Source organism: Ensifer sp. VA4 (genome assembly GCF_055710065.1).
The window spans coordinates 1-24,240 of sequence record NZ_JBVQPO010000013.1; the positions used below are offsets into that span (position 1 = coordinate 1).

Genomic DNA, 24,240 nt, shown 5'->3' on the forward strand with positions numbered 1-24,240 from the left:
AAACCGTTCCGATGGACCAAATCGGCAGACGATATCCTCGCCACCATCAAACGCTTTTGCCTGGCAACCCTGCAAATCGCCGATGTGCAAAACAAATCGGCAGAAACTTCTGAATCAGGACACTAGAGCGCCGTGCGTTCATATGAACGCACAAAGGACGCTCCAGCACTAGGCAGCTTGTCGTGTGGCCGAAGGGACTGCCACGCAGGGCCAAATAGCAAACGGGGCGGCCAAGGCCACCCCGTCTTCAGACTACTTTATCGTCAGACTTAGCCGTTGAGGCCACTGCCCCAGGGGCCGTGGTGGCTGTCGGCGCCGTCGACGCGGTCGAAGCCGTGGGCGCCGAAGAAGTCGCGCTGCGCCTGGATGACGTTGGCCGTGCCGCGGCCGCGGCGGTAGCTGTCGAAATAGCCAAGCGCCGAGGCGAGCGCCGGCACCGGCAGACCGCCGAGCACGGCGGCCGAGACGACGCGCCGCAGTGCACCGTCGGTCTCCTTGACCATGGCGGCAAAGGCCGGCGTCACGATCAGGTTGGCGACATCCGGCGCCTTGGTGAACGCGGTGGTGATCTCGTCGAGGAACTGCGAGCGGATGATGCATCCGGCGCGCCAGATCTTGGCGATCGTCGGCATAGGCAGGTTCCAGTCGAACTCCTTCGACGCGGCCGACATCACCGCAAACCCTTGCGCATAGGCGCCGATCTTGGCGGCGAGCAGCGCGCTTTCGAGATCCTTGATGAAGGTGGCCCGGTCGGCGATCTGGAACTCGCCGACCTGCGGCAGGCCGAGGATCTTTTCGGCCGCCTCGCGCTCGTCCTTCATCGAGGAGATGCTGCGCGCGGCAACTGCCGCCTCGATGCCGGTGGCCGGCACGCCCATGTTCTGCGCCTCGATCACCGACCACTTGCCGGTGCCCTTCTGGCCGGCCTTGTCGAGGATCATATCGACGATCGGCTTGCCGGTCAGCGGGTCGGCGGCCTTCAGCACCTTCTCGGTGATCTCGATCAGGTAGGAGTTGAGGCGGCCCTTGTTCCAGGCGCCGAAGACCTCGCCGATCTCGGTCGCCGACATCTTCAGGCCGTCACGCAGGATGCCGTAGATTTCGGCGATCATCTGCATGTCGGCATATTCGATGCCGTTGTGGATCGTCTTGACGAAGTGGCCGGCGCCGTTTTCACCGAGCCAGGCAACGCAGGGGTCGTTGTCGTACTTCGCGGCGATCGAGGTCAGCACGCTTTCGACCCGCTTCCAGGACTCTTCCGTGCCGCCGACCATGATCGACGGGCCGTGGCGAGCGCCTTCCTCACCGCCGGAAACGCCCATGCCGATGAAGGTGAGGCCCGAATCCTTCAGCGCCTCGAAGCGGCGCATCGTGTCGCGGAAATTGGCGTTGCCGGCATCGATCATGATGTCGCCCTTGGCGAGATAGGGCTTGAGGATCTCCATCTGCTGGTCGACCGGCTCGCCGGCCTTGATCATGATGATGATCGGGCGCGGCGGGCGGATGGCGGCGACAAACGCTTCGATGGTGTCGCAGGGCACGATCTGGCCCTGGAGTTCGCCGGCTTCCGCGTAGAATTTGTGCGTCGCCTCGACGGTGCGGTTGAACACCGCGATCTTGTTGCCCTTTTCAGCGATGTTGAGCGCCAGGTTCGAGCCCATGACGCCGAGACCGATTAGGCCGATTTCCGCCTGTGACACGTGATTGCCTCCTTGGACAGAAGTGCCGGGCGCGATCGGGATAAGCGCGTCAGAGCCGGCCCTTCGAATTGAACCTCGCCCTCTCGTGGCGGGCTCTGTCGAAGGCCCTGGCGCGAGAAGCGACGGCGGAGGGTGTTTTGGCATTCAAATCGATTAACGACAAGCGATTCCTGACAAAATCACTTCTTTTCGGGCTTGCCGTCGCCATCGTCCAGCACCCGCCAGGACGCACCTTCGAGGTCTTCGTATTGGCCGCTCTTCAGGGCCCAGAGGAAGGCGGCAAGGCCGATGCCGCCCAGAAACAGCGCGATGGGGATGAGATAGATCAGCGTGTTCATGAGGCATTCCCGACCGGTCGCAGGGTGGCGGGCGCTCGGCCGTCCGGTGCCGCCTCGGCGACATTGCCCGTGGCAGCACGCAGACGCAAGGCATTGGCAACGACGATCACCGACGAGGTCGACATGGCAACGGCTGCGATCAGCGGTGTCGCATAGCCGAGGATTGCGATCGGAACGGCGATCACGTTGTAGCCGATCGCCAGCGCGAAATTCTGGCGGATGAGCCGCCCCGCCCGGCGCGACGTGTCGATCGCCATCGGCACGGCATTGAGCCCCTGGTGCAGGAAGACGAAGTCCGCCGCCTGGCGTCCGACATCCGCCGCCGTTGCCGGCGCCATCGAGACGTGGGCCGCCCGCAGCGCCGGGGCGTCGTTGATGCCGTCGCCGAGCATCAGCACGCGGTGACCGCCCTCGGCCGCAGCCGCGCATTCATCGACCTTGCCGCGCGGCGTCAGTTCCGCCTGGAAGCGCTCGATGCCGACCCGCCGGGCAAGGGCTGCGACAACGGGCGCGCGGTCGCCGGAGAGGATACCTGTCGCCAAACCGAGCCGACCGAGTTCCTCGATGCTTTCACGGGCGAAGGGCCGCAACCGGTCCTCGAAGCGGAAGCAGGCGAGTTCGCGGCCGTCCAGCGACAGGATCGCCTCGGACTGCCCGCTCGCCTCGCCGGCATCGCCGCAGGCAAAGGCACGGCTGCCGAGCCGGTAGATGCCGGCCTCCGTGCGGGCCTCGATGCCGGCACCGGGAATTTCGCGGACCTCCCCGGCAATGACGGGCGCAAGCTTCGCCGCATCATGGATGGCCATCGCCAGCGGATGGCGCGACTGGGCGGCAAGGCCGGCCGCCGTCGCCAGCACGGAGGGCTGAATATCCTGGCCGTTGACGAGGCGCGGCTCGCCCACCGTCAGCGTGCCGGTCTTGTCGAGCAGCACCGTATCGATCTCGGCGAGCCGCTCCATGGCGGAACCGTCCTTGACCATGACGCCATTCTGGAACAGCCGCCCGGCGGCAATGACCTGCACGACAGGAACCGCAAGGCCGAGCGCGCAGGGGCAGGTGATGATCAGCACCGCGACCGCGACCAGCATCGCGTGGTGGAAATCGCCATTGACGAACATCCAGCCGATGAAGCTCAAAAGCGCAAGCAGGTGCACCGCCGGCGAATAATATTGCGCTGCGCGGTCGGCGATGCGGTGATAGCGCGCCCTGCCCCCTTCGGCGGCCTCCATCAGCCCCATGATTTCCGCAAGCAACGAGTCGCGCGCCGCAGCCGTCGCCTCGATGGTCAGCGGTCCGGTGAGGTTCAGCGTGCCCGCCTCGACGGTGTCGCCGGTCTTGACCGGTGCGGGTGCGCTCTCGCCATTGACGATCGAGCGATCGAGATCGCTGGCGCCCATGAGAATGCGGCCATCGACCGGGATGCGCTCGCCGGCGGCAATCGCCAGCCTTTCGCCCGGCTTGATCTCGTCGACCGGGCGGTATTCCCGTCCCCCTTGCGCATCCAGCACCATGGCGCCGCGCGGCGACAGCCGGGCCAGACTGCTGATCGCCGAGCGGGCGCGGCCGCGCATCATGTGGTCGAGCGTGCGGCCGATCAGCAGGAAGAACAGAAGCATCACCGTGCCGTCGAACCAGGCATGGGTGCCGTGGGTGATTGTCTCGTAGAGCGAGATGGAGAAGGAGAGCGTGATCGCCAGCGCGATCGGCACGTCCATGTTGGTGCGGCCGTGCTTCAGCGCGTTCCAGGCGGAGGCATAGAAGAAGCGCCCGGCATAGATCAGCGTCGGCGCGGCAATCAGTGCCGAGATCCAGTGGAACAGATCGCGCGTGGCAGCCTCCGCGCCCGACCACACGGAGACCGAAAGCAGCATGATGTTGGCGGAAGCGAAACCCGAGACGGCAACGGCGCGCACCAGTTTCTTCAGCGTCTGGTCGCCGTCCTCCTCGCCCGGCGCAAACAGATGGGTCTCGTAGCCGCGCGCGCGGATGGTCCGCGCCAATTCCCGAGGATCGGTACGGGCTCCGTCGAGCTCTTCCTTCCAGACAATGGACACGCGCCGCGACGAAAGGTTCACACGCGCCCGCTCGACCTCGGGCCGCGCTTTCAAGGCGCCCTCAAGTGTGGTGATGCAGGCGCCGCAATGCACGCCGGGCACGCTGAGATCCGTCTGGCGGAGCCCGCCGCCAAGCGACCGGCTCGTCAGCCACAGCTCTTCCGAGCTTGGCAGCCCCTGCCCGGCCCTGTCGATCTCCAGAGCCATCTCGGTCCCGGGTGCACAGCAGCTCATGGGGTCTCTCCCGGCACCATGAAGCGGATCGCCTGGCGATAGACGACGACATCGCCCTTGGTCGCGGTGATGTCGGCGATCCACTGGCCGCGCTTGAGAGCCGCGGGGGCGACGAAGACGCCCTCGCCCTGATGCACCATCTCGACGGTCACATCCTCATGCTCCTCGACCGGGCGTTTCAGCATGGCGACCACCTTGTCGGCGGTCAGTTCTGGCTTGCCCTGGCGCGTCAGCGTATAGCGCAACGCCTCTTTCTCAACGCTGAGCTTGCCGTCGAGACCGCTGGCGGCGAAGGCCTTCGCCTCCTTCACCTTGCCGTTGAACTGCTGGCTCGCGACATAGGTATTCTGCACCACCAGCCCGCTCCAGCTATGGCTGGCGTTCCAGGCCATGATCACGTTGACGGTGATGATCGTGCCGAAGAACAGCACCATGACGCCCAGCATGTGCCAGCCGGTGAAGGGGCGCGGCGCCTTTGCCTGTCTGGTCGTCATTTCGCGGCTCCCGGGCTGTTGAAGTTGGCCTCGTAGGCGTCGCGCTCGTGGCTCGACGGATCCTCGACGATCAGGCTGAAACCATCGGCCGCCTCGCCAAGCTTGTCCTCCGGCAGCGTCACGAACACCTTCACCGCCGTCACCTTGTCCGGATCGACCCCGACGGCAAAGGTGCGGCCGTCGCCCGGAGCATGGCCGGCAAGGCGCATCGTCGCCGAAGGCATGCCCTCGATCGCGAGCGTGATGGTGCGTTGTTCCGGGATCATGTTCAAGAGCTTGACCATGTAGCCGTTGCGCACCGAGCCATCGGATTCGACGACGAATTGCGGATTGCGGTCGTGCAGCACGTTGAGTTCCAGCCGGTCGCGAGACAAGAGCGCATAGAGCAGACCGATGCCGACGAGTGTCCAGACGCCGAGATAGAGCAGCACGCGCGGGCGGAAGACGATCTTCCAGTTGAAATGGCGAACCTTGTCGGAGAAGCCGCCGTCCGCGTTGCGAACACGGCTCGGGTCGATCGTCGTCGTGCCGCCATTGGTGGCGAGCGCCATATTGGCGGCATAATCGTTGAGCGTCGCATAGGAGATCAGTCCACGCTCGCGGCCGAGCTTGTCCATGACACCGTCGCAGGCGTCGATGCAGAGCGCGCAGGTGATGCATTCGAGCTGCTGGCCTTCGCGGATGTCGATGCCCATCGGACAGACGACGACACAGGCATTACAGTCGACGCAGTCGCCGACGGCCTCGCCTGCCGCCACCGCCTTCTTCTGGTGGCGCGAGCGCGGCTCGCCGCGCCAGTCGTTATAGGTGACGACCAGCGAATTCTCGTCGAGCATGGCCGCCTGGATGCGCGGCCACGGGCACATATAGGTGCAAACCTGCTCGCGCATCAGGCCGCCGAAGACATAGGTCGTCGCCGTCAGGATGCCGACGGTCATGTAAGCGACAGCAGGCGCTTCGAGCGAAACGAAGCTCTTCAACAGCGTCGGCGCATCGGCGAAATAGAAGATCCAGGCGCCGCCGGTGGCGATGCCGATCAGGATCCAGATCGAATGCTTCGACACCCGCTTGACGATCTTGTCGAACGTCCAAGAGCCGGCATCGAGCTTCATGCGGGCGTTGCGGTCGCCTTCGATGTAGCGCTCGACCACCAGGAAGAGATCGACCCAGACGGTCTGCGGACAGGTATAGCCGCACCAGGCGCGCCCGACGGCCGACGTCACCAGGAACAGGCCGAAGCCGGCCATGACGAGCAGACCGGCAACGAAGAAGAACTCCTGCGGCCAGATCTCGATGAAGAAGAAATAGAAGCGGCGGGCGGCGAGATCGACGAGCACCGCCTGGTCGGGCGCATGCGCGCCGCGATCCCAGCGGATCCACGGCGTCAGATAATAGATGCCGAGCGTCACCAGCATCACCACCCACTTGAAGCGGCGGAAACTGCCCTCGGCGCGCTTCGGGAAGATCTTCCTGCGTTTTTCATAAAGCGGCTTGCGCACATGCGCCGCATTGACCGGCTCGGCCTCGTGACGTTCGACAGAGGCAGGATTTGCGGCTGAGTGAAGGCTCATTTGTGGGAAATCCCCGGATATGTCGTGTATTGCACCACCTTTTGCCCGATTTGGCCTCCGAAAACGTTGATCTGTGTCAAGTTTGCGGGCTAAAGCGCGAGCATGCGGCGAAAGGTCCGGGCCTCCGTAGGAAATGCCCAGGCTTTCGCAAAATGCCCAGGCTCCCGGAAAAGATGCCCGGCCTTTCCCATCCGACCCGCACCGCGGTTCGCCACATCACTGTCTTGCAATATCAACGAGGAACCGCATGGACACGATCATCGGCTTTCTGAACACGATCTTTTGGGGTTACGTGCTGATCTACGGCCTGCTCGCCGTCGGCATCTACTTCACGCTCCGCCTCGGCTTCCCGCAGATCGTGCATTTCGGCGAGATGTTCCGCGTGTTGAGCAGCGGCGGTTCGAAGGACGCAGCTGGCATCAGCCCGTTCCAGGCGCTGACGGTCAGCCTCGCCTCACGCGTCGGCACCGGCAATCTCGCCGGTGTCGCCGTCGCGCTCTATCTCGGTGGACCGGGTGCGACATTCTGGATGTGGATGGTGGCGCTGGTCGGCATGGCGACGGCCTATGCGGAAAGCGCGCTGGCGCAGCTCTACAAGGTACGCAACGAGAACGGACAATATCGCGGCGGCCCGGCCTTCTACATCGCCCGCGGCCTCAACGCGCCCTGGGCGGCGACGATCTTCTCCGTTTGCCTCATTCTCTCTTTCGGCCTCGTCTTCAATGCGGTCCAGGCCAATTCCATCGCGGATGCCGTTCAAGGCGCCTTCGGCGTTCCGAAATTCGTTGTCGGCCTCGCGGTCGCAGCAATCTCCGGCATTGTCATCTTCGGCGGCATCCGCCAGATCGCCCGCGTCGCCGAAATCGTGGTGCCCTTCATGGCGATCGCCTATCTGCTGACGGCGATCTATGTACTGGTCGCCAATGCGGCGATCGTGCCGAACGTGCTGTGGACCATCATCTCCAGCGCCTTCGGCCTGCAGGAGGCGGCAGGCGGCGTTGCCGGCGGTGTCGCAGCCGCGATGATGAACGGTGTCAAGCGCGGTCTCTTTTCCAACGAGGCCGGCATGGGTTCGGCCCCGAACATCGCAGCCGTCGCCACGCCCGTGCCGCATCACCCGGCGTCACAAGGTTTCGTGCAGTCGCTCGGCGTCTTCATCGATACCATTCTGATCTGCACCGCGACATCGGTCATGATTCTGCTCTCGGGCACGCTGGAACCGGGCTCCGGCGTCACCGGCACGCAACTCACCCAAGCCGCGATGAACGTGCATATCGGCTGGACCGGCAGCTACTTCATCGCGATCGCGATCTTCTTTTTCGCTTTCACCTCGATCATCGGCAACTATTCCTACGCCGAGAACGCGCTGACCTATCTCGGCGGCGCCAATCGCCTCGGCGTCACGATCATGCGCTCAGCCGTGCTTGCCATGGTCGTATGGGGCGCGTCGGAGAGCATCACCACCGTATTCGACGCGGCGGATGCCTCGATGGGCCTGATGGCGACGATCAACCTCATTGCCATCCTGCCCCTCTCCGGTACCATCGCCAAACTGACCAAGGACTATTTCGCCCAGCGGCGGCAGGGTCTCGATCCGGTGTTCCACGCCGCCGACTATCCGGAGCTGCAGGGCCAGATCGATGACGAGATCTGGTCGCGCGAAGAGGCGATCGGCGCGGGCCGACGCGTGGAGGACACGGCATGGACGGCTCCCACGGGCCGCTGACGCTTGCAAAGCAGCACGGCATCTATCGCGAGCGCGCCGCGCCTGACGCGCTTGCCGGCCATGTCGAATGCCTCTGGAGGCACCAGATGCCGTCGGGACCGCCCGCGCCAATCGCGGTCGTGCCTGACGGCTGCGTCGATATCCTCTGGTCGGATCGCGGCCTCGTGGTCGCCGGCCCCGACCGGGTTGCCGCCTTTCCGGTGATCGCCGCCGGCGCCAAGGTCGTCGGCCTGCGCTTCCGGCCAGGCGTCGCCGCGTCCTTCCTGCGCACATCGCTCTCCGACATCACCGGCGAAATCGTCCCGCTAGACGCCTTCTGGGGCAAGGCCGGGCGCGAACTCGACGCAAAGCTTCAGGACGCGCCGGATTGCGCACGCCGCGCCGAAATCCTGGCAGAGGCCGTGCTGCAGCGTCTGCCAGCGGTTGCGCCGCCATCAAGCGACGCCGCCGCCTGCCTCGCCTACCTGCAGCAGAAGCATGATTTCTCGGACAATCCTATCCGGTCGCTGGCCGCAGCCACCGGCACCAGCGAACGGACGCTGCGCCGCCGCTGCCACCAGCATTTCGGCTATGGCGCCAAGACGCTCGACCGCATTCTCCGCCTGCAACGCTTCCTCGCAGCCTGCCGCCGCGAACCGTCCGCGAGCCTCGGCATCCTTGCCCTCGATGCCGGTTACGCCGACCAGGCGCATCTTTCGCGCGAGACAAAGGAGCTGGCATCGCTCTCGCCTGCGGAGATCCGCCGCCAGCTTGGCGGCCATCGGCAGGCCGCCTGACTGGCCGTTTCGTTCAAGACCGGCGCGGTCGCCCGTGCTAATTCCGCGTCCAGGAGAACCAGGCATGGCAACACTTGAAGCGAAGATCGTTCACACCACCATCAACCGCGATTGGCGCGAGGTCTACGCCTTCATGGCGAAGCACGAGAACATGCACCGCTGGGCCTCCGGCCTGTCGTCAGGCCTGACGCGTAACGGCGAGGACTGGCTGGCGCCGGGACCGCTCGGCGATGCGCGCGTGCGCTTTGCCCCCGACAACGACTTCGGCGTCGTCGATCATCTCGTCACGCTTGCCGATGGCACCAAGGTTCACAATGCGCTGCGCGTCGTGCCGAACGGCGACGGGGCGGAGGTGATGTTCACGCTTCTGCGCCAGCCGGGCATGAGCGCGGAACAATTTGCCGGCGACACCGGTTGGGTGGCGAAGGATCTCGCCGCTTTGAAAGCTCTCATGGAATCCGGAAAAGACAGGTGAAAAATGGGTAACAAGGGCAACGACGGCCGCATCGACTATGTCGAGTTCAACGTCGCCGACATCGCTGCGAGCAAGGCATTCTACGGCGACGCCTTCGGCTGGACCTTCACCGACTATGGCCCCGAATATTGCGAGTTCCAGGACGGCCGGCTAACCGGCGGCTTCACGACCACGGGCCCTGTCGGCAGCGGCGGGCCGCTGGTCATCATCTATGCCGACGATCTCGAGCAAACACAGGCCCGTATCGAAAAGGCAGGCGGCAAGATCGCCAAGCCGATCTTTTCGTTCCCCGGCGGCCGCCGCTTCCACTTCGCCGACCCAGATGGTTATGAACTGGCGGTGTGGTCGCAGCAGTAAAGCTGACAACGCCCCGCCGCGCTGGAATGAGAAGGGCCGCGTCTTTCGACGCGGCCGCTTCTTGGTTAACGATCAGCGCTGCCCCTCATCCGCCTGCCGGCACCTTCTCCCCGCAAGCGGGGAGAAGGCAGCAAGCCTGACCGTTCGCCATTCACAGGATCTGATGTTTGCGAGAACGTCACCCCCAGCGACTCTCTCCCCGCAAGCGGGGAGAGATGTCCGGCAGGACAGTGAGGGGCCCCCTGGCACTGAGTGCCGGCGAGCCCTACTCGCCGCCACCCAACGAATGCACGAAGACGGCAAGCTGCTTGACGGTGGTGTCGCCGAGGCGCGGCAGCCAGGCGGGCATGACGCCGTGCTTCGGCACCTTCATCTGCGCGATGATCGCCTGCTCGCCCTCGCCCTTCAGCCACAGTGCGTCAGCCAGGTTCGGGGCGCCTAACTCGCGGTTGCCCTTGGCGTCGGCGCCATGGCACGACGCACAGTTGGCTTCGAACAATGCCTTGCCCGGCTCGACCATCGAGACGTCCGACGGCGTGCCGGTGAGGCTGACGACGTAGGCTGCCGTCTGCTTGATCTCTTCCGGCTGAAGGATTTCGGTAAACGACGGCATTTCCGAAACGCGGGTCTCGCCGTCGCCATCATAGCGGATGCCGTGGGCGATCGTCTGGTAGATCTCTTCGGGCTTGCCGCCCCAGAGCCAGTCGTCGTCGTTCAGGTTCGGGAAGCCGGCGGAACCGGCCGCACCCGAGCCGTGGCACTGGGCGCAGTTGACCTTGAAGGCCGAGGCGCCGCCGGAAACGGCGAACTGCTGGAGCTGCGGATCGGCCATGATATCGGTGATCGAGCTCGAGGCGATCTTTTCGAGGTTGCCGGCCTGGGCAGCCTTGGCGCTGGCGAGTTCTGCGCTCACCTCGGCGCGGCTCGAATAGCCGAGCACGCCCTTGGTGGCATCCGTCAGGAGCGGTACCGCCGGATAGACGATCATGTAGCCGACCGCCCAGACGATGGTTGCGTAGAAGGTATAGACCCACCAGCGCGGCATCGGGTTGTTGAGTTCGCGGATACCGTCCCATTCGTGGCCGGTGGTCTCGACGCCGCTGATTTCGTCGACGTGTTTTTCCGCCATGGATCAATCCTCCTTCAGAGGGATGGCTGCGGCCTGGTCGGCGGCCTTCTTGGCGCCGGGCCGGAAGATGAAGGCGACGACGCCGAGGAAGAAGAGCGTCATGGCAAGCAGCGCCCAGCTATCGGCGAACTGGCGCATGGCCGTGTAGGTTTCCATCTGCGTTCTCCTTAGCGATAGCCGGTGGTGTCGTCGTAGGTGGAGAAGTCGACCAGCGTGCCGAGCATCTGCAGATAGGCGATGAGCGCATCCATCTCCGTCAGCTTCTGCGGGTTGCCGTCGAAGTCGCCGAGCTTGGCCTTTGGATAGCGCGCCTCGACGCCCGAGGTGTCGGCATTCGGATCAGCCTGGGCCTTCATGTCGGCCAGCGCGTTGTCGATCATCTCGTCCGTATAGGGAACGCCGACCGCCTTGTTGGCCTTCAGGTTCATGGCGACGTTCTCCACCTCGAGCGTCGTCTCCTTGAGGAAGGCGTAGCCCGGCATCACCGATTCCGGCACCACCGAGCGCGGCTCGGTCATGTGCTGCACGTGCCACTCGTTGGAGTAGCGGTCGCCGACGCGGGCGAGATCCGGCCCGGTGCGCTTGGAGCCCCACTGGAACGGATGGTCATACATCGATTCCGCCGCCAGCGAGTAATGGCCGTAGCGCTCCACTTCGTCGCGGAACGGGCGGATCATCTGGCTGTGACAGACATAGCAGCCTTCGCGGATATAGATGTCGCGGCCGGCAAGCTCCAGCGGCGAATAGGGCCGCATGCCTTCCACCTTCTCGATGGTGTTTTCGAGATAGAAGAGCGGCGCGATTTCCACGATGCCGCCGACGGAGACGACGAGCAGCGAGCCGACGAGCAGCAGGGTGGCGTTACGCTCCAGCGAAGCGTGTTTGTCGAGAATGGACATGGTCTATGCCCTCCTATTCCGCAGCTTTCAGCGCGGGCGTCGCACCGAAGATCGGAGCTTCGTCGCGCTGGCGGCCGAGGATGGTCATTGTTACGTTGAAGGCCATGAGCAGAGCCCCGGAGAGGAACAGTGCGCCGCCAAGGGCACGCAGCACATAGTAGGGAACCATGGCCGCGACCGATTCCGCGAAGGAATAGACGAGGAAGCCCTGGTCGTCGTACTCGCGCCACATCAGGCCCTGCTGGATGCCGGCGACCCACATGACCGCCGCGTAGACGACGATGCCGAGGGTGGCGAGCCAGAAGTGCCAGTTGACCATGCGCACGCTGTAGAGGCGCTCGCGGTTCCACAGCTTCGGAACGAGATAGTAGATCGCGCCGAAGGTGATGAGGCCATTCCAGCCGAGCGCGCCGGAATGCACGTGACCGATGGTCCAGTCGGTGTAGTGGCTGAGCGAGTTGACCGTCTTGATCGACATCATCGGACCTTCGAAGGTCGCCATGCCGTAGAAGGCGACGGCCATCACCATCATGCGGATGATCGGATCGGTGCGGATCTTGTCCCAGGCGCCCGAGAGCGTCATCAGGCCGTTGATCATGCCGCCCCAGGAGGGCATCCACAGCATGACCGAGAAGACCATGCCGAGCGTCTGCGCCCAGTCGGGCAGCGCCGTATAGTGCAGGTGGTGCGGACCCGCCCAGATGTACATGAAGATCAGCGACCAGAAGTGGATGATCGACAGGCGGTAGGAATAGACGGGGCGGTTGGCCTGCTTCGGAATGAAGTAGTACATCATGCCGAGGAAGCCGGCCGTCAGGAAGAAGCCGACGGCGTTATGCCCGTACCACCATTGCGTCAGCGCATCCTGCACGCCGGCGAAGGCCGAGTAGCTCTTCGAGCCGACGAAGGAGACCGGCACCGCCAGGTTGTTGACGATGTGCAGCATCGCGATCGTGACGATGAAGGCGAGGTAGAACCAGTTGGCCACATAGATATGCGGCTCCCTGCGCGTCAGCAGCGTGCCAAGGAAGGCGACGAGATAGGCGACCCAGACGATCGTCAGCCAGAGGTCGACGTACCATTCCGGCTCCGCATATTCCTTGGACTGGGTGATCCCCAGCAGGTAGCCGGTAGCGGCCATGACGATGAAGAGCTGGTAGCCCCAGAACACGAACCAGCCGAGATTGCCGCCGAAGAGGCGCGCGCGGCTGGTGCGCTGGACGATGTAGAAGGACGTCGCGATCAGCGCGTTGCCGCCGAAGGCGAAGATCACCGCCGAGGTGTGCAGCGGCCGCATGCGGCCGAAGTTGAACCAGGGCTCGATGTTGAGGTCCGGAAAGGCGAGCTGGAGCGCAACCACGACGCCCACGAGAAAGCCGACGACGCCCCAGAAGACGGTGGCGATCACGCCATACTTGACCACCTCGTCGAAATATTCCGACTGCGGTGGCGGTGGCGGCGCCCTGCCCGCGGAAACCGGGCTGAACTCGATGCGTCGCATCAGCATGATGGTGCCGGCGAGGAGCACGAAGAACAATACCCACATATGGGCTTCAAAGTGCCGGTCCTGCGCAAAGCCGGCGCCGACGAGCGCCAGGAATGCACCGACCCCGAGCAGGATCATCTCGAATGTGTATTTCATGGTTGGGTCCCCAACTTGGTCCGATCGCACGCGGAGACACGCCCTGAACGAGGCACGTCACTGCAGCTTGGCGGAAAGTGTCAGAATCGGGGCGATCCGACCTTGATTCAGATCAAGGTTGGAACGCCTCGAATGCATCATCCTCGGCAGACAATAGGGAGCGCCATGGGAGCTGGCGTTTGAAGCCGATGAAAAAGACGTTTGAGGATGGACGAATCCGGAGCCGCCCCGAGTCGCCTCCCCGCCCCGTCCCGATGGCCGAGCCCTTCGCGTGGCTCGCCCGTGCGCATGAAGAACAACTCGCGCTCTGCAACAGCCTCGAGGAAATCGCCGACAGCCTGCCCGCCGAAATCGACCGGCAGAAATGCGTCTACGCCGCCAAGGTGCTCGGACCTATGATCCGCGAAATGCATTCCGGCGAGGAAAACCTGGTGTTCCCGTGGATCGAGCGCACCTTCCGCAGCGACTCGACGATCGGCGCGACGCTGGAGCGGCTGAAATACGAGCACTGCGAGGACGAATGCTTCGCCGAGGAGCTGACGGAAATGCTGGAGCGTCTCGGCGCCGCAGACGAAACGGTCAATGCCGAAACCGCCGGCTACATGCTGCGCGGCTTCTTTACGAGCCTTAGGCGGCATGTCGGCTTCGAGCGGGAATGTCTGCGCGCCATCACCGCGCCCGCCGAGTGAACGCCCAAGGACAAGCTCATATTCGAGAGCAGAATTGAGCGCGGCCGTGCTGCGGTCGCGCTTCTTCAATCCGGACATCGTCTCGCTTGATCTTGCCTAAGGGTCTACTGCATGTCTCCTTGAATCGACCTCGATTTAAGGACGAAGACATGCAGCAAATCAAAGTGCTACAGCGACCTTTGCGCGTCTCATGAGACGCGCGGCGCTGTAGCGTCAGGCCGCGATCGCGCGGCGACGGTCGGCATGTTCCTGGATCACCAGGATCGCGCCGATGAGCTTGCCGGTGCTGGACATGCACGGCGTCAGCCGGCAGCGTACGACGACGGTGCGCGCATCGACCGTCTTGGCGAAGGTATAGTCGACCACCTCGCCCGCAAAACAGCGATCGAGATAGGATTTCACGCGCTGCTCGAAGCGCCGGATGCCGATGAACTCGACGATATGCCGGCCGATCAGGTCCATCGGACGGCTCTCCAGATGCTCGGCATTGCGCGGGTTGGTGTAGAGGTAGCGGTAATCCGGCGTAATCACCGCGATGCGATCCGGGAAACTGTCGAGGATCGCCTCGTTGAGCAGGCCTTCATCGGCCCTGCCTTTGCTCGGCTGGGCCGGCAGCCGCTCGAGCTGCAGGTCGGCGAATTTCTCCGCGCCCGTCGCCGCGAAATAGCGGTTGATCAGCGATTGCAGCAGTTGCGAATGCCGGAGTACGCAGGAGATGTCGTCGGCCTCGACCCGCAGGATGTCGATCAGGAACTGGAACTGAAGTCGGGCGTCTTCGACGCTCACCGCCTTCTCGTCGTAGACGGATCTGAGGATCGGATCGAGTTCGCGATCCAGGATGCCGATCAAATGCTCGTCTGCCGTACGTACGGCATACTGCATCTGCGAATACTTGAACCAGAACAGCTCAATCAGTGCGTTCAATTCGAAACCCCAATTCCCCCACGGCAGAGCCGCTTCGATGCACTTACAAGACAGGCGTTGATGCTGCAGACACTGATCTAGTTTTGATGCTTCCCCCACCACTTCCGCGTAAAACCGCACCACTCCGGCCATCCAAAGCGCTTGCAGTCTTCCCCTCGCGAGACAACGTCGAGTTTACACTCATTGCGTTAGCGTTCAACAGCAGAAAGAAAAACTTAACCTTTTGAAGTATTTTCAGGGCAAAACCGGCCCGCGCCGCCGCAGGCGAGCCGGCGAATGTGCCGACCGCCGAGCTTCATGTCCGGGCGCGCCAAAATTTTAGATGCCGCGCTGAAGCAGCCTCAAGCGCGCTTGTTCGTGCGGAAGGGAATCAGTCCTTGAGGTAGCGCTTGATGTGCCAGCGGTCGTGATACCAGAGCCACTGGCCGGGATATTCCCTTACCCAGCTTTCCACCTTGTCGTTCAGCACCTGCGCCGTGGCGGTGACGTCGACATTGCCGTCTGCCTTGCGCGGGATCGCGATCGCCGGCTCCAGTTCCAGCCGGAAACGGCCGCCGGGCAACCGGATGCAGCGGGCGGGATAGACCTCGCAGTTGAACTGGCGGACGAGCTTGGCAAGCAGCGGATTGGTCTGCACGTCCTGGCCGAAGAACTTGGTCTTAAGCCCCTTGCGGAACTTCTGGTCGACGAGAACGCCGACGCCCAGGCCCCGTTCGAGCTGGCGGGCGAGCGCGAAGGACGAACCGGCATGCGACGGCACGAGGTTGCCCATGCGCTCCTCGCGGAACTTGAACACCTTCTCTGCCACATAGGGGTTGTTCGGCGGGCGGAAGAGCACGGTCACGTCGAGACCGAAGGCGGAGCCGGCAACCGGCAGCATCTCGAAATTGCCGCTGTGCGCGGTGAAGACGATGAAGGGGCGCGGATTGTCGCGAAGCTCCAGGAATAGCGGAATGCCCGACACTTCGACCCGACCCGGCGTCGTGCGCTCCGGATCGAAATCGAAGAGACGGTCGAGGAACACGTATTCGGCCGCCATGCGGCCCATGTTGCCCCAGCTTTCAAGCGCGATCTCCTCGATCTCCGCTTCGCTTTTCTCCGGAAAGGCATTGCGCAGATTGGTCAGCGTCAGCTTGTGCCGGCTGGTCTTCGGGCCGATGAAGCGCACCGCGCGATCCATGAAGTTGATCGCGCCGTCGGCGGGAAACATCTTCAGGATCGTCAGCAGCAGGAAGACGAACTGCGCAATCAGCCACTGCCGCGTACGATCCGCCGCCAGCACCAGCCGTGTGATCAGCATGCGCACGTCGATCAATCCATCTTCAGGATGATCTTGCCGAAGATCTGGCGCGATTCCATGCGCTCCAGTGCCCGGTCGATCTCGTCGAGGCCGACCTCGGTATCGATGACCGGATGCACGAGGCCGCGGGCCATCTTCTGCATGGCGTTCGCCATGTTCTCCATGCGGCAGCCGAAGGAGCCGAGCAGCTTCAGCTGCTGCTGGAACAGCATCATCAGGTTCATGTCGGTGGAAACGCCCGAGGTGGAACCGCAGGTGACCAGACGGCCGCCGCGCTTCATCGAGAGCATCGAGCCCGCCCAGGTGTCCTTGCCGACGTGTTCGAATACGACGTCGACACCCTTCTTCTTGGTGAGCTTGCGCACCACGCCTTCGAAGCGGTCCTTGCGATAGTTGATGACGTGATCGGCGCCGAGCGCCTTCGCCTTCTCGATCTTGTCGTCAGAGCCCACCGTCGTGATGACGGTGCAGCCGATCTTCTTGGCGAGCTGGATCGCCGCCGAGCCGATGCCGGAGCCGCCGGCATGGACGAGGATCGTTTCGCCGGGCTCGAGCTTGGCGTTGTCGAACAGCATGTGTTCGACGGTACCGAAGGTGACCGGAGCAAGCGCTGCGCCGACCGCGTCGACACCCGGAGGTGCCGGCACCAAGAGGCGCGCCGGCAGGTTGATCTTCTCCTGCGCGAAGCCGTCGAGGTGGAAGCCGTGCACGCCACCGACATGTTCGCAGAGATTGTCGCGGCCTTCCTTGCACGGGCGGCAGAGACCGCAGGTGCGCGCGCCGTAGATCGACACGAGCTGGCCCGGCAGCACGCTCGAAACGCCCGGACCGATCGCGTCGACGACGCCGGATGCTTCCGCCCCGATGACGAGCGGCATCTTGCGCTTGGCAAAGGCCATGCCGCGCCAGCCCCAGACGTCGATATGGTTGAGTGCCACCGCCTTGACGCGCAGCGTCACCTCACCCGGGCCGGGCGCTTCCGGTTCCGGAATGTCGGTGATTTCGAGCTTGCGGTCATCGAGCAGTTGCAGGGCGCGCATGGTTCTTCCTTTAGATCTTTAGATAGTCGAGCGGCTGGGCCGTGCTGACTGGCATATATACACATTGGGGCAACGGCGCTGCACCCCCCTCTGGCCTGCCGGCCATCTCCCCCACAAGGGGGAGATCGACCCGCGGCAAGCCAATCGCATTAATAGAGGGATCCGCGCTCAGCGTCCCTTGATGAGCAAGACGGTGCCACATCCAATCTCCCCCCTTGTGGGGGAGATGCCCGGCAGGGCAGAGGGGGGTAACGCCTAATGCGCCTTGTCCTCGTAAAGGCTCAAGCCGGCTCGGCAGTCATGACGAGGCTGGCGTTCTGGCCGCCGAAGCCGAAGGAGTTCGACAGCACCGCAGTCACCTGCTGGCTGCGCTTCACGTTCGGCACAACGTCGAGCACGATCGCCGGATCGGGGTTCTGGTAGTTGATCGTCGGCGGCAGCGTGCCGGTCAGCATCGTCTGGATCGAGAATACCGCCTCGACCGCACCGGCCGCCGTCAGCGTATGACCGATCATCGACTTGTTGGACGAGACCGGGATCGACGGCAGGCGATCGCCGAAGACGTTCGACATCGACAGGTATTCCATCTTGTCGTTCTCGGGCGTCGAGGTGCCATGGGCGTTGATGTAGCCGATACCGTTTTCGTCGATGCCGGCGTCGGCAAGGGCCGCGCGGATCGTCGCGATCGCCGGGCCACCATCCGGCGAGGAGCGCGTGCGGTGGAAGAGGTCGGCCTTCTCGCCGCAGCCCTTCAGGATGCCGTAGACGCGGGCGCCGCGGGCGACCGCCGCTTCCAGAGATTCGAGCACGAGGGTCGCTGCACCTTCGGCGATGACGAAGCCGTCACGGTCCTTGGTGAAGGGCTTCGACGCCTTTTCCGGCGGATCGTTCTGGGTGGAAAGCGCCGAAAGCAGCGCGAAGCGGATCAGTGCCTCGGCGCTGACCGAGCCATCGGTCGCGACCGTCAGCGCGCGATCGGTGCGGCCCTGGCGGATCGCCTCGACGCCGAGCTGGATCGCCGTGGCGCCCGAGGCACAAGCGGTCGACAGCGTCACCGGCAGGCCGCGCGTGCCGAAGCGATCGGCAAGGCGTTCCGAGATCGAGCCGAAGAGCACGGCCTCATGGAACACCGGATCGGCCTTCTGGCGCATGGCGGCGAGGAAACGGTTATAGGCGTCGCCCGGCCGCTCCGACGGCGGCGAACGATCGGCAAGCTCGAAGCGCGCGCTCCATTCCGGCTCGACCGGCGGGGCGGCCAGGAACAGCGGGCCGTTGAAATCGCCGGAAATGCCGGCCTGCGCCAGCGCTTCCAGCGTCGTCTCGCGCGCCATGGCATAGGAACGCTCGACGGCATTGTCCGCGGGGATGTCGATGAAATCGACCGTACCGGAAATGCGGGTGTTCAGGCCTTCGGTCGGGAACCGGGTGATCTTGTGGATGCCCGAGACACCGCCCGAAAGCGCTGCCCAGTTGTCTTCGACACCCTGGCCGAGCGAGGTGATGACGCCCATGCCGGTGACGGCGATGATCGGGCGGCCGAGATGGTCCTTGTAAGCGTTGCTCATGGTCCGCTCCTGTTATTCCGCCGAAAGGACGGCGACGCCTTCGCCGCGCGAATGGCCGATGGTGGTGACCACGGCGCTCTTCGCCGCCGCCGTCATCGGCTTCTCGGCGCCGGCATCGAAGGCCGGCACCCTGGCGCCCTCGCCCAGCGACAAAGCCGCAAGCGCCAGGCCCAGCGGGAATTGCGCTTCGATGCTGTGGCCGACGAGGCCGCCATAGGCGCGCACCGGCGCCCCGGCCAACTTCGCCTCGAGGAACGCCTTCTCGCGCGCCACCAGGTCATGGAAACCGGACGTACCGGAGAACACGACGGTCGATGTCGGGTCAAGTTTCTCCGCCGGCTTGGCGAGATCGGCAAGCCGGGCTTCGAGCTTGCCGCTTTCACGCGAGCCGCGGTCGCCGCCGATCGCCTCGATCGTGGCATAGATGCGGGCGCCGCGGGCTTCGGCATATTCACGCGATTCCAGCACTAGGAAGGCGCCGACCGAACCGAGGATCATGCCGCCGCCATTATCCTTGCTGCGCGACCAGATCGGGTGCCAGTCGCCGAGCGCATGGCCCTGGATGGCTTCGATCAGGAGAATGATGTCGAGACGTTCGGCCGAGAAGGCGCCGCCGACGAGCGTATGGCTCGACTGGCCGGCCTTGATGCGGGCAAAGGCGGTTTCGATCGCCGAGATGCCGGCCGCTTCCTCGCCCATGAAGGTGCGCGACGAGCCGGTGACCTTGTGCACGATCGAAATGTTGCCGGCGAGCAGGTTGGAAAGCTGCGCCAGGAACAGCGTCGGGCGCAGTTCGGTGGTCAGCTTTTCGTTGAGGAGCTGTTCGCGATCGTTGCGCTTCAGCGCTTCGTCGACGATCAGCGAGTCGACGTTGATGTCGCGCTCGCCGCCGCCGGCAGCGACGATCATGTCCATGCTGCCGCAGGCTTCGAGATTGTCCTTGAGACCGGCATCATCGAGCGCCAGGCCGGCAGCGAAGACGCCGAGGCGCTGCCAGTTTTCCATCTGGCGCTGGTCGCCGCGCTTGGCGATCTGCTGCGACCAGTCGATTTCCGGCAGCGGATGCACCGGATAGGGGCTGAACTTCTCGGTCTCGACGCGCACGGCCGGCGAAGCGTCGGCGCTCAAGAGGGCCAGATGCGGCTCGACGCCGACGCCCTGGCTGGTGACGATGCCGACGCCGGTAATGACAACGTCGTTTGCGGATTTGGTCATCTTACTTCTCCGAACCGGCTGTCGCCGAAAGAGCCGCCATCAGGCCGAGTTCCTCGGCCCGCTTGCGAACGATATCGCCGAGCGGAACCTGATCGAACGGCATCGTCCTCAGTTTCAGCTGGGCGTCACAGACCTTCTTGCCGGCCGAGGTGATCTTCGCCTTGGTAACGGCAAAGCCCGAACCTTCATGCTCGAGGAAGGCTTCGATCTCGAGTTCGGCCGAGGGCTCGACGAAGGTACGCATCTTGGCGCCGTCGACCGACATCAGGAAGGGCATGGCCGCAAAATTGGTGGCGGCCAGCACCAGGAAACCGGAGGCCTGCGCCATGGTCTCGATCAGGAGCACGCCCGGCACCAGCGGGTAGCCTGGAAAATGGCCTTCGAACACCGGGCTCTTCTCGGGAACGACGGACCGCGCCGTCAGCCGGCCAGCCGAAAGATCGACCGTTTCGACACGATCGATCATCTGGAAGTATTCAAGGAGCATTGAGGCTCACCCTGTTCGTTTTCGGGCCGTTCGTTTCGGGCTCAAGTAAAAACGCCAATGCCGCCTGTCAAGCGCGAGGCGCGACGGGCGGCATTGGAATTGGTGCGGCAAGGCTTGGGCGAAAGCCCGATCAGCCCTTGGCAGCCCGCAGTTCGTCGATCTTGGCGCAGAGGTTCTTCAGAACGAAGTACTCTTCGGTCGAGACCTTGCCTTCGTTGACTTCCTGCGTCCACTGCTCGAGCGGGATCTTGATGCCGAATTCCTTGTCGATCGCAAAGACGATGTCGAGGAAGTCCAGGCTGTCGATGCCGAGATCGTCGATCGTGTGGCTTTCGGGCGTGATCGTCTCGCGATCGATCTCGCTCGTCTCCGCAATGATGTCGGCAACCTTGTCGAATGTAGCTGTCACGCGCATACCTCTAGTAACTTAAGTCGAGTCTCGGCGATCCTATAGGTAAATGCGCCGCAAAAGCCAATGGCCTTGATTGCAACCGTTGGCGAATTGAAAACCGGTGTTGCAGGCTTACGCCTCAAACGGCGACCGAATGCCGACCGCGACCATTGCCGAGATAGGCGTCGAAGTTCGCCGCCACCGATCGCGCAAAGGGCCGTCCGCGTTCGGTCAGGCGGAAGACACCGTTTTCGATCGTCGTCAGCCCGTCGGCGTCGCGCGCCCGGAAAAGCCGCGCCTCCTCGACCACCGCGGCGGCCAGCCCCGGAAATGCCCGTTCGACCCCGTCAAAGGAGAAGGCGAAACGGCACATGATGTCGGCGATCACTTTTGCTCTCAACCGGTCGTCCGGCGTGAAGCGGTAGCCGCGAACTGCCGCCATGCCTGCCTGCTCCACATGACGCAGATATTCGCCGGTTGCCGGCATGTTCTGGACATAGCCCTGACGGAACTGGCCGATCGCCGAGGCACCGAGGCCAATGAGCGTTTCCGCCTCATCGTCCGTATAGCCTTGGAAATTGCGGCGGAGGCGCCCTTCCCGATTGGCGCGCGCCAGGCTGTCTTCGGGCTTTGCGAAATGGTCGATGCCGATCGCCTCGTAGCCGGCCGACAGCAGCATTTCCGCCGCCCGGCTCATCTGGGCGAAGCGCTCGACCACGCCGGGCAGGCTCTCGTCCGGGATCATCTTCTGGTGCGTTTTCATCCAGGGCACATGCGCGTAACCGAAGAGCGCGACGCGATCGGGCGCGAGCGTCAGCACCGCCGCCATCGTCCGCTCCAGTGACGAAAGGCTCTGATACGGAAGCCCGTAAAGGACGTCGCAATTGACCGAACGGACACCCCGCGCCCGCGATGCCTCGATCGCATCGCGGGTCTGCTCATAGGTCTGGATGCGGTTGATCGCCTTCTGCACCACCGGGTCGAAATCCTGGATGCCGAAGCTCGCCCGTGTCATCCCGATCGCCGCCAGCGCATCGTGACGCGCCTCGTCGAGGTCGTTGGGATCCATCTCGACGCTGATCTCGCAATCCGGCGCGATAGTGAAATGATCGGTGAAGCTGCGCTTGAGCGCGATCATGTCCTCCGGCCGGACGAGCGTCGGCGAACCGCCGCCGAAATGCAGCGCCGTTACCCTGGCTTCGCGGTTCACCCGCCCGCCGACCGATGCAACCTCGCGATGCAGGCCCTGCAAATAGGTTGCGACGGGATCGTAGCGCAGCGTCTGCTTGGTGTGGCAGGCACAGAACCAACAGAGCCGGTCGCAATAGGGCACATGGGCATAAAGCGAAATCGCCTCGCCCGGGCCGATCTGATCGAGCCAGCTTTCATAATCCGCAAGGCCCACCGCCTCGGAAAAATGCGGGGCGGTCGGGTAACTGGTGTAGCGCGGCACCGGGCCCGCATATTTGAGGATAAGCGCGTCTTCCATCGGTCTCTCCGCTGTCATGACGATGGCATAGGGCGGATACGCGAAGACGCCTTTGATTTTGATCAAGTCGCCGAATTAACACGTTAAAATTGACAATACGCAAGTCAGCATGAGACATTGTTTCGCGCTTTCGGAATTGGCACCTGTCAACTCTTGATTTAACGACCTGCATCCTCTTTGGTCCATTCCAGAGAGCAACGACATGCAGGTAGAAAGAATTGCAGATCGTGAACGAACATCGCCGCAAGGATATCCATAACTCGGACATTCCGACCGTCTGCGTGGCCTGCGAGGCGCGTCACGGCGGCGTTTGCGGAACGCTCACCCCGGACCAGTTGCTCGACCTCAGCCGCCACTCGACCCGCCGCAGCATCGAGCCCGGCCGCGAAGTCGTCGGCCAGGGCGAAACGACCGACAGCTATGCCAACATCATCAGCGGCGTCGTCAAGCTCAGCAAGGTTCTGGCCGATGGCCGGCAGCAGATCGTCGGCCTGCAGTTTGCGCCCGACTTCATGGGCCGCCCCTTCACCCGCGAAAGCGCCCTGACGGCGGAAGCGGCCGTCGACACCGACATCTGTTGCTTCCCGCGCACCGTCATCGAGCGGCTCGTTTCCGAGGCGCCGGGTCTCGAACACCGGCTGCACGAGCAGGCGCTGAAGGAACTCGACGAGGCGCGCGACTGGATGCTGACGCTCGGGCGCAAGACCGCCCAGGAGAAGGTGGCGAGCTTCCTCTATATCATCGCCACCCATATCGATCCGGAACAGGGAGCCGCGAAGGAATTCGACCTGCCGCTCTCCCGCTCCGACATCGCCGACTATCTGGGCCTGACGATCGAAACCGTCAGCCGGCAGATCACCAAGCTGCGCAAGGACAACGTCATCCGCATCGAAAACAGCCGCCACGTCACCGTGCCGAGCCTCGACCGGCTGATGGATGTAGCCGGCATCGACTGATGCGGCGCTCGGCGTCGTTGCGACGCTGCTCCTCATGTCTTTTTGAGCGGGATTGCCCCTCACCCTAACCCTCTCCCCGCAGGCGGGGAGAGGGAACGAGCTCGCTGTTGGCCTCACCTTCTCCACAGTAGCGTGGTGCAAGGCGGCGCCATGCGTCCCTTCTCCCCGCCTGCGGGGAGAAGGTGGCGGCAGCCGGATGAGGGGCAAATCCCGTCAGCGAACTGGACGAGACAGCATGGGCAGTGCCGTCAGCGCGTGATGACGATACGCGTATTCGCCAACCCATGCTGGCGCGTCAGGGCGAAAAACTCGGCAGCATTGTTCGGATGCAGCCGCACGCAGCCATGCGACGCCGGGCGGCCGAGCCGCTTGATGTCGTAGGTGGCATGGACCGCATACCCCCCTTTGAAGAACACCGCATAGGGCATGGGCGCATCGTCGTATTTGCTCGAGCGATGGTAACGCGAGAGCCATTTTGCCTTCCAGCTGCCGCGCGGCGTGACATAGCCCTTGCGGGCGGTCGAGACCTTCCAGCGATACATGACGATGCCGTATTGCCTGACGACCATGGTCTGCGAGGACAGGCTGATGTCGGCAATGAGATTGGCGGCGTTCAGGGGCTGAACGGGAAACTGCATCAGAACGGCGACGAGCACGGTCAATAATGCATTCCGCATGCTTCTCTCTCCGGGATGACGAACGCTAACCGGCGGAACCAGACGTCCGAAGAGAATAACCGGCCGAGTATCAAACAATCCTAACGCGGAACTCGTTTTCGCGGGACGGGTT

The 24,240-nt window shown here is 63.7% G+C and carries 24 protein-coding genes; 6 read left to right on the forward strand and 18 right to left on the reverse strand.

The features are described from left to right. Window positions 1-269: 269 nt before the first annotated feature. The 5 genes from gndA to ccoG all read right to left on the reverse strand — a co-directional run bounded on the left by gndA (window position 270) and on the right by ccoG (window position 6,391). Window positions 270-1,700, reverse strand: coding sequence for an NADP-dependent phosphogluconate dehydrogenase (gndA, locus tag AC0C6X_RS22240; protein WP_472955196.1), 1,431 nt, complete (start codon window positions 1,698-1,700; stop codon window positions 270-272). Between the two features lie 179 nt (window positions 1,701-1,879). Continuing rightward, window positions 1,880-2,038, reverse strand: a complete 159-nt coding sequence (gene ccoS, locus AC0C6X_RS22245; RefSeq protein ID WP_034788403.1) for a cbb3-type cytochrome oxidase assembly protein CcoS — start codon at window positions 2,036-2,038, stop codon at window positions 1,880-1,882. Beyond that, window positions 2,035-4,326, reverse strand: a complete 2,292-nt coding sequence (locus AC0C6X_RS22250; protein ID WP_472955199.1) for a cation-translocating P-type ATPase — start codon at window positions 4,324-4,326, stop codon at window positions 2,035-2,037. The genes ccoS and AC0C6X_RS22250 overlap by 4 nt, the downstream gene beginning before the upstream one ends. Continuing rightward, a complete protein-coding gene (locus AC0C6X_RS22255) occupies window positions 4,323-4,820 on the reverse strand; it encodes a FixH family protein (protein WP_173516787.1) in 498 nt (165 codons plus the stop codon). The genes AC0C6X_RS22250 and AC0C6X_RS22255 overlap by 4 nt, the downstream gene beginning before the upstream one ends. After that, window positions 4,817-6,391: a cytochrome c oxidase accessory protein CcoG gene (gene ccoG, locus AC0C6X_RS22260; protein ID WP_472955200.1), complete on the reverse strand. Its 1,575-nt coding sequence runs from the start codon at window positions 6,389-6,391 to the stop codon at window positions 4,817-4,819. The genes AC0C6X_RS22255 and ccoG overlap by 4 nt, the downstream gene beginning before the upstream one ends. A 247-nt stretch (window positions 6,392-6,638) precedes the next feature. On the opposite strand from ccoG, the gene AC0C6X_RS22265 reads away from it, so the two are divergent. From AC0C6X_RS22265 to AC0C6X_RS22280, 4 genes are all read left to right on the forward strand, one after another. Continuing rightward, window positions 6,639-8,117: an alanine/glycine:cation symporter family protein gene (locus AC0C6X_RS22265; protein ID WP_472955203.1), complete on the forward strand. Its 1,479-nt coding sequence runs from the start codon at window positions 6,639-6,641 to the stop codon at window positions 8,115-8,117. Beyond that, window positions 8,093-8,893, forward strand: a complete 801-nt coding sequence (locus tag AC0C6X_RS22270; protein WP_472955206.1) for a helix-turn-helix domain-containing protein — start codon at window positions 8,093-8,095, stop codon at window positions 8,891-8,893. The genes AC0C6X_RS22265 and AC0C6X_RS22270 overlap by 25 nt, the downstream gene beginning before the upstream one ends. A 64-nt stretch (window positions 8,894-8,957) precedes the next feature. Next, the gene (locus tag AC0C6X_RS22275) at window positions 8,958-9,368 is read left to right on the forward strand and encodes an SRPBCC family protein (protein ID WP_247960101.1); all 411 of its coding nucleotides are present in this window, start codon (window positions 8,958-8,960) and stop codon (window positions 9,366-9,368) included. A 3-nt stretch (window positions 9,369-9,371) separates the two neighbouring features. Continuing rightward, on the forward strand, window positions 9,372-9,725 hold the full coding sequence (locus tag AC0C6X_RS22280; protein ID WP_247960102.1) for a VOC family protein: 354 nt from the start codon (window positions 9,372-9,374) through the stop codon (window positions 9,723-9,725). A 265-nt stretch (window positions 9,726-9,990) separates the two neighbouring features. Here the strand turns inward: AC0C6X_RS22280 and ccoP are convergent, their stop codons facing one another. Genes ccoP through ccoN form a run of 4 tightly spaced genes read right to left on the reverse strand, consistent with a single transcriptional unit; the run spans window position 9,991 to window position 13,395 of the window. Beyond that, window positions 9,991-10,854 (reverse strand): cytochrome-c oxidase, cbb3-type subunit III, encoded by an 864-nt coding sequence (gene ccoP, locus AC0C6X_RS22285; RefSeq protein WP_247960103.1) that lies wholly within the window; start codon window positions 10,852-10,854, stop codon window positions 9,991-9,993. Window positions 10,855-10,857: 3 nt separating this feature from the next. Further along, window positions 10,858-11,010, reverse strand: a complete 153-nt coding sequence (locus tag AC0C6X_RS22290; protein ID WP_173516794.1) for a cbb3-type cytochrome c oxidase subunit 3 — start codon at window positions 11,008-11,010, stop codon at window positions 10,858-10,860. A gap of 11 nt (window positions 11,011-11,021) precedes the next feature. Then, window positions 11,022-11,753, reverse strand: coding sequence for a cytochrome-c oxidase, cbb3-type subunit II (gene ccoO, locus AC0C6X_RS22295; RefSeq protein ID WP_173516795.1), 732 nt, complete (start codon window positions 11,751-11,753; stop codon window positions 11,022-11,024). 13 nt (window positions 11,754-11,766) lie between these two features. Further along, entirely contained in the window at window positions 11,767-13,395 is a 1,629-nt protein-coding gene (gene ccoN / locus AC0C6X_RS22300) for a cytochrome-c oxidase, cbb3-type subunit I (protein ID WP_247960104.1), read from the reverse strand. Window positions 13,396-13,649: 254 nt separating this feature from the next. Between ccoN and AC0C6X_RS22305 the strand changes: the two genes are divergently transcribed. After that, window positions 13,650-14,084, forward strand: coding sequence for a hemerythrin domain-containing protein (locus tag AC0C6X_RS22305; RefSeq protein WP_247960105.1), 435 nt, complete (start codon window positions 13,650-13,652; stop codon window positions 14,082-14,084). A 213-nt stretch (window positions 14,085-14,297) separates the two neighbouring features. Here AC0C6X_RS22305 and AC0C6X_RS22310 read toward each other — a convergent pair whose 3' ends face one another. The 8 genes from AC0C6X_RS22310 to hemN form a co-directional block, all read right to left on the reverse strand. Continuing rightward, on the reverse strand, window positions 14,298-15,008 hold the full coding sequence (locus AC0C6X_RS22310; protein ID WP_173516798.1) for a PAS domain-containing protein: 711 nt from the start codon (window positions 15,006-15,008) through the stop codon (window positions 14,298-14,300). Window positions 15,009-15,378: 370 nt separating this feature from the next. After that, entirely contained in the window at window positions 15,379-16,308 is a 930-nt protein-coding gene (locus AC0C6X_RS22315) for a lipid A biosynthesis lauroyl acyltransferase (protein WP_173516799.1), read from the reverse strand. A gap of 11 nt (window positions 16,309-16,319) precedes the next feature. Next, entirely contained in the window at window positions 16,320-17,348 is a 1,029-nt protein-coding gene (locus tag AC0C6X_RS22320) for a zinc-binding dehydrogenase (protein ID WP_247960106.1), read from the reverse strand. 281 nt (window positions 17,349-17,629) lie between these two features. Next, window positions 17,630-18,913 carry a beta-ketoacyl-ACP synthase gene (locus AC0C6X_RS22325; protein WP_173516801.1) on the reverse strand — a complete coding sequence of 428 codons (1,284 nt, stop codon included), beginning with the start codon at window positions 18,911-18,913 and terminating at the stop codon, window positions 17,630-17,632. 12 nt (window positions 18,914-18,925) lie between these two features. Beyond that, window positions 18,926-20,128 (reverse strand): beta-ketoacyl-ACP synthase, encoded by a 1,203-nt coding sequence (locus AC0C6X_RS22330; RefSeq protein ID WP_472955211.1) that lies wholly within the window; start codon window positions 20,126-20,128, stop codon window positions 18,926-18,928. Between the two features lies 1 nt (window position 20,129). Next, window positions 20,130-20,615 carry a 3-hydroxyacyl-ACP dehydratase FabZ family protein gene (locus tag AC0C6X_RS22335; protein ID WP_173516803.1) on the reverse strand — a complete coding sequence of 162 codons (486 nt, stop codon included), beginning with the start codon at window positions 20,613-20,615 and terminating at the stop codon, window positions 20,130-20,132. A gap of 130 nt (window positions 20,616-20,745) precedes the next feature. Next, window positions 20,746-21,030: an acyl carrier protein gene (locus AC0C6X_RS22340; protein WP_089044188.1), complete on the reverse strand. Its 285-nt coding sequence runs from the start codon at window positions 21,028-21,030 to the stop codon at window positions 20,746-20,748. Window positions 21,031-21,145: 115 nt separating this feature from the next. Beyond that, the gene (gene hemN / locus AC0C6X_RS22345; RefSeq protein WP_472955213.1) at window positions 21,146-22,495 is read right to left on the reverse strand and encodes an oxygen-independent coproporphyrinogen III oxidase; all 1,350 of its coding nucleotides are present in this window, start codon (window positions 22,493-22,495) and stop codon (window positions 21,146-21,148) included. A gap of 218 nt (window positions 22,496-22,713) precedes the next feature. Between hemN and AC0C6X_RS22350 the strand changes: the two genes are divergently transcribed. Then, the gene (locus AC0C6X_RS22350; RefSeq protein ID WP_173516805.1) at window positions 22,714-23,451 is read left to right on the forward strand and encodes a helix-turn-helix domain-containing protein; all 738 of its coding nucleotides are present in this window, start codon (window positions 22,714-22,716) and stop codon (window positions 23,449-23,451) included. Between the two features lie 248 nt (window positions 23,452-23,699). Here AC0C6X_RS22350 and AC0C6X_RS22355 read toward each other — a convergent pair whose 3' ends face one another. Next, window positions 23,700-24,089, reverse strand: a complete 390-nt coding sequence (locus AC0C6X_RS22355) for a L,D-transpeptidase (protein WP_376741654.1) — start codon at window positions 24,087-24,089, stop codon at window positions 23,700-23,702. Window positions 24,090-24,240 lie beyond the last annotated feature (151 nt).